This is a genomic window from Sphingobacterium sp. 2149, assembly GCF_031455655.1.
Classification (GTDB): Bacteria; Bacteroidota; Bacteroidia; order Sphingobacteriales; family Sphingobacteriaceae; genus Sphingobacterium.
Window position 1 is genome coordinate 1 of sequence record NZ_JAVDTD010000009.1, and the last position, 12,573, is coordinate 12,573.

13 protein-coding genes are annotated in these 12,573 nt (G+C 38.8%); 8 read left to right on the forward strand and 5 right to left on the reverse strand.

Going from position 1 to position 12,573, the window contains the following annotated elements:
* Positions 1–173 precede the first annotated feature (173 nt).
* Together hisD and hisG are read right to left on the reverse strand one after the other, a co-directional pair.
* Positions 174–1,460: a histidinol dehydrogenase gene (gene hisD, locus J2X77_RS13820; RefSeq protein ID WP_209574625.1), complete on the reverse strand. Its 1,287-nt coding sequence runs from the start codon at positions 1,458–1,460 to the stop codon at positions 174–176.
* A gap of 21 nt (positions 1,461–1,481) precedes the next feature.
* Complete coding sequence (gene hisG / locus J2X77_RS13825; protein ID WP_209574623.1) at positions 1,482–2,333, reverse strand: ATP phosphoribosyltransferase; 852 nt, start codon at positions 2,331–2,333, stop codon at positions 1,482–1,484.
* 473 nt (positions 2,334–2,806) lie between these two features.
* Here hisG and J2X77_RS13830 point away from each other — a divergent pair, with 473 nt between their 5' ends.
* From J2X77_RS13830 to J2X77_RS13840, 3 genes are all read left to right on the forward strand, one after another.
* Positions 2,807–3,397, forward strand: coding sequence for a phosphatase PAP2 family protein (locus tag J2X77_RS13830; protein ID WP_209574621.1), 591 nt, complete (start codon positions 2,807–2,809; stop codon positions 3,395–3,397).
* A 14-nt stretch (positions 3,398–3,411) separates the two neighbouring features.
* Positions 3,412–4,488: a Gfo/Idh/MocA family oxidoreductase gene (locus tag J2X77_RS13835; RefSeq protein WP_310081197.1), complete on the forward strand. Its 1,077-nt coding sequence runs from the start codon at positions 3,412–3,414 to the stop codon at positions 4,486–4,488.
* A gap of 133 nt (positions 4,489–4,621) precedes the next feature.
* On the forward strand, positions 4,622–5,869 hold the full coding sequence (locus tag J2X77_RS13840) for a hypothetical protein (RefSeq protein WP_209574619.1): 1,248 nt from the start codon (positions 4,622–4,624) through the stop codon (positions 5,867–5,869).
* 101 nt (positions 5,870–5,970) lie between these two features.
* Here J2X77_RS13840 and J2X77_RS13845 read toward each other — a convergent pair whose 3' ends face one another.
* Positions 5,971–6,594 (reverse strand): 7-carboxy-7-deazaguanine synthase QueE, encoded by a 624-nt coding sequence (locus J2X77_RS13845; protein WP_209574616.1) that lies wholly within the window; start codon positions 6,592–6,594, stop codon positions 5,971–5,973.
* Between the two features lie 638 nt (positions 6,595–7,232).
* On the opposite strand from J2X77_RS13845, the gene thrS reads away from it, so the two are divergent.
* From thrS to J2X77_RS13870, 5 genes are all read left to right on the forward strand, one after another.
* Positions 7,233–9,158 (forward strand): threonine--tRNA ligase, encoded by a 1,926-nt coding sequence (thrS, locus tag J2X77_RS13850; protein WP_310081200.1) that lies wholly within the window; start codon positions 7,233–7,235, stop codon positions 9,156–9,158.
* A gap of 11 nt (positions 9,159–9,169) precedes the next feature.
* The gene (gene infC, locus J2X77_RS13855; RefSeq protein ID WP_075993338.1) at positions 9,170–9,730 is read left to right on the forward strand and encodes a translation initiation factor IF-3; all 561 of its coding nucleotides are present in this window, start codon (positions 9,170–9,172) and stop codon (positions 9,728–9,730) included.
* A gap of 39 nt (positions 9,731–9,769) precedes the next feature.
* Positions 9,770–9,970 (forward strand): 50S ribosomal protein L35, encoded by a 201-nt coding sequence (gene rpmI, locus J2X77_RS13860; protein WP_002993964.1) that lies wholly within the window; start codon positions 9,770–9,772, stop codon positions 9,968–9,970.
* Positions 9,971–10,069: 99 nt separating this feature from the next.
* Complete coding sequence (gene rplT / locus J2X77_RS13865; RefSeq protein WP_046674462.1) at positions 10,070–10,414, forward strand: 50S ribosomal protein L20; 345 nt, start codon at positions 10,070–10,072, stop codon at positions 10,412–10,414.
* Positions 10,415–10,626: 212 nt separating this feature from the next.
* Positions 10,627–11,076, forward strand: a complete 450-nt coding sequence (locus J2X77_RS13870; RefSeq protein ID WP_209574612.1) for a DUF3060 domain-containing protein — start codon at positions 10,627–10,629, stop codon at positions 11,074–11,076.
* Positions 11,077–11,138: 62 nt separating this feature from the next.
* Here the strand turns inward: J2X77_RS13870 and rimK are convergent, their stop codons facing one another.
* Positions 11,139–12,074, reverse strand: coding sequence for a 30S ribosomal protein S6--L-glutamate ligase (gene rimK / locus J2X77_RS13875; protein WP_293879431.1), 936 nt, complete (start codon positions 12,072–12,074; stop codon positions 11,139–11,141).
* 57 nt (positions 12,075–12,131) lie between these two features.
* Positions 12,132–12,569 (reverse strand): RimK/LysX family protein, encoded by a 438-nt coding sequence (locus J2X77_RS13880; RefSeq protein WP_209574610.1) that lies wholly within the window; start codon positions 12,567–12,569, stop codon positions 12,132–12,134.
* Positions 12,570–12,573 lie beyond the last annotated feature (4 nt).

The window sequence follows — 12,573 nt, forward strand, 5'->3', positions numbered from 1 at the left end:
TGATAGTAAGGCTTAAAAGTAGGTCTTTGAGATGACATATATCCTTTTTGTTTACACTATAAATATATGAAAATCAAACAATTAAAACAAATTATAAGCCTTAGATAATGCAAAAAAAAGAGACTGTCATTTTGAGACAGCCTCTTTTTGTGATTTAAACGGTCTATGTTTTATCATTTTTTTCGAATGGAAATCGCATTTTTATGCGCCTGCAAACCTTCAAGTTCAGCGAGTATTTCAACTACAGTCCCAAGGTGTTGGAGCCCAGTTTCGCTAATATGTTGGAAAGTAACTTTTTTTACAAAAGAATCCACCGATACGCCCGAGTAGGAGCGTGCATATCCCGATGTAGGCAGCGTATGATTAGTACCCGAAGCATAATCACCCGCGCTTTCCGGGGTTAAGTGTCCTAAAAATACTGAACCAGCGTTACTGATATAGCGTGTTATAGACTCCCATTGGTCCGTTTCCAAAATAAGGTGTTCCGGAGCGTAATCATTTGAAAATTGTAGCGCTTCATGAAGGTTATCAACAGTTACCGCATAAGAATTGTCAATAGCTTTTGCAGCAAGTTCCTTGCGCGGTAAGACCGCCAATTGGGCTGCCAGTTCTGTGTTGACCGCATCAACTATAGCCGTAGAAGTTGCAACCAAGACAGCTTGGCTGTCGACGCCGTGTTCGGCTTGTGCCAAAAGATCGGCGGCAATAAAAGCCGGATTAGCCGAGTCATCAGCGACGACCAATACTTCGGATGGGCCGGCAGGCATATCTATGCTAACATTTGCCAGACCCTGTATAATGGATTTTGCCTTTGTGACAAATTGATTTCCAGGGCCAAAAATCTTATCGACTTTGGGTATTGTCTGTGTTCCAAATCCCATAGCAGCAACAGCCTGAGCACCTCCAACCAAGTATATTCTATTTATCTTCAGTAATTTTAAACAAAAAGCGACAAACCCATTAATTTTTCCGTTGGATTGGGGGGGAGAACAAACGACAATTTCTTTGCACCCAGCTATTCTTGCGGGAATACCAAGCATTAAAAGTGTGCTAGGTAAGACCGCTGATCCTCCAGGGATATAGAGACCGACTTTTTCAATAGGGCGCACCTCCCGCCAGCATTTTACGCCGGGCATGGTTTCAACAGTGCGTTCTCTTTTTAATTGCGTACTATGGAACTTATGAATATTTTGAAAAGCAATTTCCAGTGCTCTTTGCTGATCACGGTCTATGGTAGATGCTAACGCATCGATATCGTCCTCGTCCAAATACAGTCGCTCGAGTTCAACATTGTCAAATTTAGCAGCATATTCGCGTAACACGACATCTCCTTGCTGGCATACCTGTTGAATAATTTCCTGGACAACCTCTTGTATCGCATTGTTCGGATCCGTGTTCCTGGCAACCAGTTGTTGAATTTCGGATTTTCCTAACGTCTTGTAATCATATTTTTTTAACATGGTTGTATAAGTGCATCAAGTTTAAAGAATGATTTTTTCAACGGGCATCACAACGATACCTTGGGCACCTTCAGCTTTTAATTTGTTGATCTTATCCCAAAAGTCATCTTCGGTGATAACGGTATGTACGGCTACCCAGCCTTCTTCTGCAAGTGGAACAACCGTAGGGCTCTTAACGCCGTGGAGTAAAGAAGTAATAGCTGGCAAATTCTTCTTTTCGACATTCAATACCACATATTTGGTTTCTTTTGCTAAAAGAACAGATTCGATGCGTTGTACTAATTCAGTCAAAACTTCATTACCCTCTAATCCTTTTCTTCCCACCAAAATGGCTTCTGAATTCTTCACATCAGCAAAAGGTTTCAAACCATTGCTTTTTAACGTTCCACCCGTAGATACGATATCACAGATTGCATCACTAAGGCCCAAGCCGGGAGAAATCTCAACGGAGCCAGAGATCAAACGGATGTCTGCATTAATATTGTACTCGTTTAGAAAGTTCTTGAGGATATTTGGATAAGAGGTCGCGATTGCTTTACCATTAAGGTCTTTAATGTCCTGAATGCTACTATCTTTGGGGATAGCTAATTTCAATGTGCATTTTCCAAAACCGAGCCTCTTGATGTATTCTACTTGGGATTCAGTCTCATCAATGATGTTTTCACCGACGATACCAAGATCGGCTATGCCTTGTTCTACATAACCCGGAATATCATCGTCTCTCAAAAACAATATTTCCAATGGAAAATTTCCCACAGTGGTAATTAAAGAGCTCTTGTAGTTCTCGAAGTCTAAACCACAGTTTTTCAGTAATTGAACAGATTTTTCGTTTAACCTACCCGATTTTTGGATAGCAATTTTAAGATTTTTCAACGCTTTATAATGTTAGCAGTAAATTATTAATAATAAGAAATCAAACAAGAGGGAAGGTATTCTACGTAAGAACACATTAAATTAACATATCGCCACAACGGCGATGATGGAAATGAAAATGATGTACGTAAGTATAAACCATGTTTGTATTAATAACTGTAAGCAAATGTATAGTAAATTAATTGGAAATCCAAGGCCATCATTTTAAAATTGTCATCTAAACAGGCTTATTATTAAGCGGATTCTAATTTGGATACAAAAATAAGTGGAAAATATGGCGAGTGTAGACTACATGCCAAATCTGGGCGTATGACAATACTGATTTGATAGCTTGGAGCATACTGTTTCGTATACTTTACAGACCAGTAATGAGTTTGATTCAAATTTAAACGTCTTTAATAAGGTGACAACTCACATAAATTTCCTTATTTTTAAGGGGTGAAGAAATTATAAATAGAGAGATTATTTACTGGATGAAAAGATTAGTTTTTATTTTTGTTTGCTGGTTGAATTGTTCCTATATCGGCGCTGTAGCGCAGGAAATACCTGCTTCTACATTAGATATCCGGATATTGGAGTCGATTGCTGAAACCAGGACTGTGCCTCAAACACAAACATTTAAAGTGCTTTCTGATATCAATAATTATGTTCAGATTGCAGTTCCCGTCGGTTTACTGGTTGCTGGTGCAGTCAATGATGATAAAATAATGCGTCAGAATGCTTTGTATGTTGCTAGCAGTACGGCTGTAACTGCTTTGGTGAATGTGGGTTTGAAACATTTGTTTAAGCGCAGTAGGCCTTTTAAAAAATATCCTAATTTCATATCGGTTCGTACGGCCAGTGGATATTCCTTTCCCTCTGGGCATACGTCTTCCGCTTTTGCTACCGCAACTGCTTTGTCACGTGCCTATTCGAAGTGGTACGTCGTCGCCCCATCCCTTTTATGGGCAAGTAGTGTTGGTTATTCACGGATGTATTTGGGCGTACATTTTCCCACCGATGTATTGGCTGGTGCTGCACTGGGAACAGGAGCAGCATTCGCTTTAGATGGATTAAAGAGATAATATAAAAAGAAAAAATGATGCAACAGGTTGTTAAAATATTAGTTGTTGGATGTGGAAATATGGGCGCATCTCATGCAAGGGCTTATCACGATTTAGATGGCTTTCAAATTGTAGGTCTAGTAGCTCGTGGAGAGAGCAAAGGTAAGCTGAATGAAGAATTGGGAGGAAACTATAAATTATTCTCGTCTTATGAGCAGGCACTTCAGGAAACGAAACCGGATGCCGTGTGTATAGCCACCTATCCAGATACGCATAGAGATTATGCTATAAAAGCCTTTCAGGCTGGGGCTCACGTCTTTATCGAGAAGCCTATAGCTGAAAACGTAATTTCAGCACAGCAGGTAGTGGATGCGGCAATAAAATACGATAGAAAATTGGTTGTTGGTTATATCTTGAGATACCATCCATCCTGGATCAAGTTCATCGAGATTTCTAAAACGATGGGAAAGCCACTTGTTATGCGTATGAACCTCAATCAACAGAGTCATGGATATATGTGGGATGTGCATAAAAATTTAATGTCTAGTTTAAGTCCCATTGTTGATTGCGGGGTCCACTATATTGATGTCATGTGTCAAATGGTGGGCGCAAAACCATTGTATGTATCTGCAATAGGTGCACGATTAACCGATGAGATTCCAGCTTGGAACTATAACTATGGGCAACTTCAGTTGCATTTTGAGGACGGTTCTGTAGGATGGTACGAAGCCGGATGGGGGCCAATGGTGAGTCAGAACGCTTTTTTTGTAAAAGATGTTTTTGGACCAAATGGTGCAGTTTCCATTGTCGCTAACAAAGCCAGCGATGAGGGGAAATCGGATTCGGTCGCCTCCCACACACAAACGGAAAGCCTAAGAATACATTATAGTGATTTAGATTCAGCCAATGAATTTAAGAAGGCCGATGAATGGATTAACTTATCGGATGAGCCTGATCATCAAGAATTATGTAATCGGGAGCAGCTATTCTTTCTGCGGGCAATTTTAGAGAATTTGGATCTTACTGATTCAATGGAAGATGCTATCAACAGTCTGCGAATCGCTTTGGCATGCGATGAAGCTGTGAAAACTAGATTGATGATAAAGTTGTAGTGCTTTTTTATTAAATATCTTGTGAATATTGTACTAGAATATACAGCAAGAAAGCGCTTAAATAAAAAAATAGCTTAAAAAAATAGACTTTTTGGTCTGTCTTTTGTTATTTAGCTACATATTTAACATTCTTATGAATAATTTACTCAAAGTTGCACTATTATTTGGATTATCAATTTCGACAACTTATGCGCAAGATAAGCAATGGCAGATGGAGTTGGTTTTTAAAGGTGAAGTGTCGCCTGAAAAGTTTGAAAATGACGTTCCAGAATTTGCAAAGGAGTTTTATGAGCCATTTCTGAAAGGAAAAATGGCTTATCTGAATGTAGAGGTTTTGGCTGATGCCGATTATTCTTCCACTATAGTGAATCAAAAGGCACATGCTGTTTTAAATCGAAAGTTAGCAAAAACGTATTCGTATTCAGCAGGAGATGATGTCGTCACTGCTGAAGCATATCATCCATCGTATAAGATTGTTGGTGTAAAGCCGGAAGAATCCGAAGGCCCTTATGTGCAGCTGCAAGATATGGGCGAAATAGAATCAATAGCGGGCATTACCTGTAAAAAAGCAAAGTTGTTTTTTAAAAACAATGCGGATTCGGCTATCGCAACCGTTTGGTATTCGGAAGCAGTACCGACTTATTATTTGACTGCCTTTCCATTTATAAATGATTTGCCTGGTGGTGTGCTTAAATTGTCTTTAGGTGAAAGCAATGAGCTTGGTTTCGAAACAACAAAAGTGGCCAATACATCTTTTGTTGCAGACTTTCAATTGCCTAAAAACGCGAAGGTTATTGATATCTCCGGGGGAGATAATGATAGCCAGGCAGAAGATGTCGGTTTATTTGAAGACACTTTTCCATTGGATAGATCACTTAAATGGACGATGGTTAAGGATAAAAATACCAATGATGAATATTATGGTATAAAAAACACGGCAGGAGAAGAAGTATTGCCTTGCTCTCTTTTCTCTTTAGCATACTTTAACGATCAAACTGCCATTGTTTCAGATAAAGATAATTATTTTTGGTTATTGGATAAGAAGGGGGGAAAGGTAAATAAAGAAGGATTTGACTGGCTGACGCCAGCAAATCAAAAAATTGCCATATTCCAAAAAGACGGTAATTTTGGATTGGTCACAGAAGAAGGGAAAATTCTGCTCGATAAGAAAGAAAACATCAGTAAATTTTTGGACAATTATCTGATGTTCTCTGAAAATGGTAAAATTGGATTGCTGGATGAACAGGGAAAGATTATATTAAAAGCGAATCTACTATTTCTAGATGCTGATCACGTCGGGAATGTTTTGATTCGCGAGAAAGAGGGCGAAGAAACGAAGAAGATGGACTTAAATACTTTCTTAAATTCTTATGTTAAGTAATTTTAAATCCATACAATCTATGTTTTAGCGGTTACAAAAAAAGGCTTTCAATAGGATGAAAGCCTTTTTTTGTAACCGCTAATTGAGAAGATATCCAATTATTAGGGAATGTTTAAAAACTTATGTGTTTGTAGCGAAATATCCCATTTCGGATTTTCTTTTACATATTCAATAATAAAAGGGGTCATTTCTTTTGATTTTGACCATTCAGGTTGAAGATATAATCTGCAGTTTGGTCCAACGAGTTGTCCGTATTCTTCTCCCCATGCGAAATCGCTTTTATTGAAAACGATCACTTTAAGTTCACCAGCAGCTTCTAATACATCTTTGCGAGGCGCTTTGAATTTCTTAGGCGATAAACATATCCAGTCCCATTCACCACTCAGAGGATACGCACCCGAGGTTTCAATAAAGGTCTTAATGCCCGCCTGATGGAGCCCTTTCGTTAGGTAATCCAAATTATAGATAAGAGGTTCTCCACCTGTAATGACAACTGTTTTCGCAGGATATTTGTTTGCGTTTTCGATGATCGAATCTGCTGTTGTAAGCGGATGTATCGAAGCATCCCAGCTTTCCTTTACATCGCACCAGTGGCAACCCACATCGCAGCCCCCCAATCGTATGAAATAAGCAGCAGTCCCGGTGTGGTAGCCCTCACCCTGAATAGTGTAAAATTCTTCCATTAAGGGCAATAGTGTTCCGTCTTCTGGTACTTGATTTGACATAATTAAAATTTCAGTCTGCAAAAGTAGCAAATATTAATGAGATGCTCAATTTGTCAACTGGCTTTTATCGGGCTTGCTATCATTTTTTAGTCATTCCAATTAACTATTGGATTTATTTATCACATTACTTTACAATAAACTGCTTTCGGAGGTGTAGTGGTAATCTCAACAGCGAGTCAAATGGATACCACTTAGTATACTAACAACGAGAAAACACTCCTTTTACAGGGGGATAAAAGGGGGATACAAGGGTATACCCCTGTTATCCCCCTGTTAACCCCTTGTTATTACCCTGTCAATGTTTAAATTGGTGCGAAGTAATTATTACAACTTACTCCAAGGAGTGAGTGGCTTTCCTTGGCCATAATACCGGTGCCCCACTCGAGTGTAAAATAGAAATGAGCAAGAGAACAATTATAATTAGGCCAAATAGGTAAAATGTATTTAATTGATGGGCGGGAGTGAAAGGAGGGCTGGCACGAGTACAGCGGCCCGTTCAGCACAAAGACATATTATTTATCAAAAATTTTACTAAATTTGTGACACAATTTATTTATTGAAACATAAGTGTAATAACATAATTGTACATGTTGTTTTATGTTTTCTATTTTTTAACGATTTAAAGATCATAGTTGTAAATGATTGATATTACACTACCTGATGGTTCCGTAAGAGCGTATAAACAAGGGATCACTGCTGCAGAGATTGCGTTATCAATCTCGGAGGGGCTTGCAAGAAACGTCCTTGCTGCCGAAGTAAATGGTGAAGTGTGGGATTCTGCCCGTGCTATTGAAAATGACGCTACTGTCAAGTTATTGACCTGGAATGATACCAAAGGTAAATCCACTTTTTGGCATTCTTCAGCCCACTTATTGGCTGAGGCTTTGGAGGCATTATATCCTGGGATTAAATTTGGTATTGGTCCCGCGATTGAAACCGGATTTTACTACGATGTTGATTTTGGTGATCGTGAATTCTCGTCTGATGACTTTAAAGCGATCGAAGACAAGATGCTGGAGCTGGCCAAACGAAAAGAAACATTTGAACGTAAAGCTGTTTCGAAATCGGATGCATTTGCTTACTTTACTGAAAAAGGAGATGAGTATAAGCTAGATTTAATCAAAGATTTGGAAGATGGAAAGATTACTTTCTATACTCAAGGGGGATTTACAGATTTATGTCGTGGCCCTCATATTCCAAATACTGGGTTTATCAAAGCGATTAAATTGACTAATGTTGCCGGTGCTTATTGGAGAGGTGATGAGTCTCGCAAACAGTTGACACGTATTTATGGTGTTACGTTCCCGAAGGCATCGGAGCTTACAGAATATTTGAAATTTATAGAAGAGGCGAAAAAACGCGATCACCGTAAACTGGGGAAAGAGTTGGAACTTTTTGCTTTTTCTGAAAAAGTTGGCGCGGGGCTGCCTCTTTGGTTGCCTAAAGGTGCTGCATTACGTCAAAAGCTTATAGATTTTTTACAGAAGGCACAGTTGAACTCAGGGTATGAACCTGTTGTTACTCCTCATATTGGGCATAAACAACTCTACGTGACTTCTGGACACTATGAGAAATATGGTGCAGACTCATTTCAACCAATAAAAACTCCTATCGAAGGTGAAGAGTTTTTATTGAAACCCATGAATTGTCCGCATCACTGTGAGATTTATAAAGTAAAACCACGTTCTTATAAGGATTTACCTGTCCGTTTCGCTGAATTTGGTACGGTATATCGTTATGAGCAATCTGGTGAGCTTCATGGTTTAACAAGGGTCCGTGGGTTTACTCAGGATGATGCGCATTTGTTTTGCCGTCCAGATCAGGTTAAAGATGAATTTAAAAAAGTAATTGATTTAGTTCTTTATGTATTTGGCGCGCTTGGATTCAATGATTATACTGCACAGGTATCGTTACGTGATCCTGAGAATCGCACAAAGTATATTGGTACCGACGAAAACTGGGCTTTGGCTGAGTCTGCAATTATTGAAGCCGCAGAAGAGAAAGGGTTACCAACCGTAGTGGAATATGGTGAAGCTGCTTTCTATGGGCCTAAACTAGACTTTATGGTGAAGGATGCTTTAGGACGTAAGTGGCAATTGGGAACGATACAAGTAGATTATAATTTACCTGAACGTTTTGAATTAGAGTATACTGGGAGTGACAATATGAAACATCGTCCAGTAATGATCCACCGTGCACCGTTTGGATCTTTAGAACGTTTTGTGGCTGTATTGATTGAACATTGCGCCGGGCAGTTTCCGTTATGGCTTGCGCCTGAGCAATTTATCGTCTTACCAGTGTCAGAAAAATACGAAGAATATGCGCAAAATGTTTTAAATTCGCTAAATAATTCCGATATTCGCGGACTGATAGACTTACGTGACGAGAAAGTGGGCAGAAAAATCAGAGACGCCGAAGTGAAAAAGCTTCCTTATATGTTGATTGTTGGGGAGAAAGAGGTAGAAAATGGCACAGTTTCTGTACGTAAACATGGCTCAGTGGAATTAGGAACTATGACTGCTGAGGCATTTAGAGATATATTAATTAAGGAAATAACCGTTTAATTTTTAAACATTTGGCATTAAAAAGACCAGGTGGTCCAAGACCACCAATGAGAAAGAAAGAACCAGATCACCGCATTAATGAGTTAATCAAGGTACCTGAGGTACGCTTGGTGGGAGATAATGTGGAACAAGGAGTTTTCCCTACGCGCAAAGCGTTAGAGTTGGCTGATGAGTTGGAACTTGATTTAGTGGAGATTTCGCCAAATGCTGTACCGCCGGTTTGTAAGATTATCGACTACAGTAAGTTTGTTTACGAACAGAAGAAGAAACAAAAGGAAATCAAAGCTAATGCAAAACAGACTGTTATTAAAGAAATTCGTTTCGGACCTAACTCTGGTGAGCATGATTTTGAGTTCAAATTAAAACATGCAATTAAGTTTCTAGAAAGTGGAGAGAAAGTGCGGGCGTATGTACATTTTAAGGGCCGTGCTATTGTACACAAAGATCAAGGTGAGATTTTATTGTTACGCTTCGCTCAGGCTTTGGAAGATTATGGAAAAGTGGAGCTTTTACCGAAATTAGAAGGTAAGCGCATGTTTTTAACAGTAGCTCCAAAGGCTCCAAAAAAATAAAAAGAATTCTAACAGATTGATATAAAATTTATAAGTATTATGCCAAAAGTTAAAACCAATTCCAGCGCAAAGAAACGTTTCAAATTGACTGGAACAGGTAAAATTGCAAGAAAAAATGCTTTCAAAAGCCACATCTTGACAAAAAAGAGCACAAAACGTAAACGTAACTTAACACAAACAAGTTATGTATCTGATGGCGATATGGGCAACGTAAAACGTATGCTTGCTATCGGTAAATAAGTTTTATTCGATTTTATTTAATAATAATTTTTTAACCGGGTATAGGGTCGTAAGTTCATTGAAATACATGGCACCTTCTACCAAACTAATTTTAAAAATATGCCACGTTCGGTTAACGCAGTAGCTTCTAGAAGAAGACGCAAAAAAATCCTAGGCCTTGCAAAAGGGTACTTTGGATCACGTAGCAAAGTTTATACTATTGCTAAAAATACAGTAGAAAAAGGTTTACAATACGCTTACCGCGATCGTAAAACCAAAAAACGCGAGTTTAGAGCTTTATGGATTCAACGTATCAACGCTGGAGCTCGTCAACACGGAATTTCTTATTCCCAATTGATCGGTAAATTAAATGCTAAAAATATTGGTTTGAACCGTAAGGTTTTAGCTGACTTAGCTTTAAATAACCCAGAAGCTTTCAAAGCAGTTGTAGACGCAGTAAAATAGAGTTTTTAATCCGCTATCAATTTGTTAGAGATATTAAAGGAGCCTAAAAGGCTCCTTTTTTTGTTTTAATGACCTAACTCAATGCTATACTTGATTTTATTTCCAATTGCCTAATGCTACTTTTAAAAGAATTACAATAATATATTATCGCTCCTCTCCCTGTATTATTTTTAATTAGGTTTGATTTTTGCTAATCTATAAAAAAGCAAATGATGAACTTGAGAACAATTATATTTGGATTTTCGCTTCTAGTGGTCGGGAGCGTGATGATTGCAGCTATGGATCCAGCTTCCAAAGCTGTAAACAACGTTGTTGTTAATCAGCAAGCAAAAGTCATCTTGATTGAAGGCGTGAACAATAACCGTACGATAGAGGCCAAAGCAGGAGAGGTCGTGCAAATAAGTGGAGCTGACAATAAAGTGGCCATCCGTGGCAATGTGAGCAAATTGATTATTGAAGGGAAAGGGAATATGGTAACGGGGAATGATATTGCCGCAATTACGATAGAAGGCGCAGACAATATGGTTAATATTGGCTCAGTAGAGACTGTTCAAATTGAGGGGATCAAAAACCATGTTCATTACAGGTCTACAAAAAATAAATCTGGACAGGTGAAAGTGTCTACAGAAGGTGCAGACAATATGGTAATGAAAGTGAAATAGTATATAAAGGAAAATGGGCTAATACAACAAGTATTAGCCCAACGTTCCACTATTTTTTATCATTACAATTTACTTTCTCTTTTTTTCTTTTTCTTGACAACTTTAGGCATGTGAGCTTGCTTTAACTCGTATTGTCTTTCAATGTATTGTATTATTTCGGAGGCGATATCCTTTTTGGTTGCTTTCTCAATACCTTCCAAACCAGGAGATGAATTAACCTCGAGTACTAAAGGACCGCGATCTGAAGGGATCATATCCACCCCACAAACTGTAAGTCCCAATTGTGCCGCTGCAGCAACTGCTGTTTCTCTTTCGGCTTTACTTAACCGGATAATCTGAGCTGTTCCACCACGGTGTATATTAGACCTAAACTCACCTTCCTTAGCTGTGCGTTTCATTGCGCCAACTACTTTTCCGTCCACCACGAATGCGCGAATATCAGAGCCCTTAGATTCTTTTATGAACTCTTGAATAAGAATATTGTTGCCAAGACCGTAGAACGCTTCAATAACAGAAGACGCAGCTTTCTTAGTTTCAGCAAGTACAACACCGATACCTTGGGTTCCCTCCAATAGTTTTATGACTAAAGGTGCTCCGCCAACCATACTGATGAGATCATCTACATCGGAGGCTGTGCGTGCAAAACCTGTAATCGGGAGTCCGATACCTGCGCCAGATAAAATTTGTAGACATCTTAATTTGTCCCGGGATCGGGTAATGGCTTGACTGGGATTGGCAGAAATAACATCCATGACCTCAAATTGTCTGACAATTGCAGATCCATAGAATGTTACTGAAGCTCCTATGCGAGGAATGATCGCGTCAATATCACTAAGATCCTGTCCTTTGTAATGGATACTGGGTTTACCTTGCTGAATACCGACATAACACTTGCTGTGATCAATGACGACACATTCGTGCCCTCTTTGTTGTGCGGCTTCTACGAGACGACGAGTTGAGTATAAACTCTTTACTGTCGATAATACGGCAATTTTCACGATTTGTATATTGAGTATATTTTATGCTAAGATAACAAAATAGCTTGGCTATTTGTTTTATTTTACCAGGGTCTTCCTGGATAGATTTTCTTTGGAAACATCAACCAAAAATCTTTTGTATAAGAAATTTTTACCCAAAAGCATGGGATAAGTCATCTGAGATCGATTTCTAAACGAGATCTTAATGTTAAATACCTGATTGTATAATGCAGCTGTTGTGCGGATATAGAAGCGCTTTTCTTCTTGACCGAATGAACTTTTTACCAGTTTTGTTCTATAGAGTTTTAACTTGAGCGTTTTTGTTTCTTTTGTCTCAAAATTTATGATAAGTTCGCAGATAATCCAGTCCTGACCATCTTCCTTAACTACCTTGTACGAGTTGCAGTGTAGTACCGATGAAGCAGCGCCGGTATCGACTTTTGCTTCTATACCATATATTCCCAATTCAGGTAAATCAAGGGTCTCTTTCCAACCCACAAGAAGTTTTTCTTTCATTTAT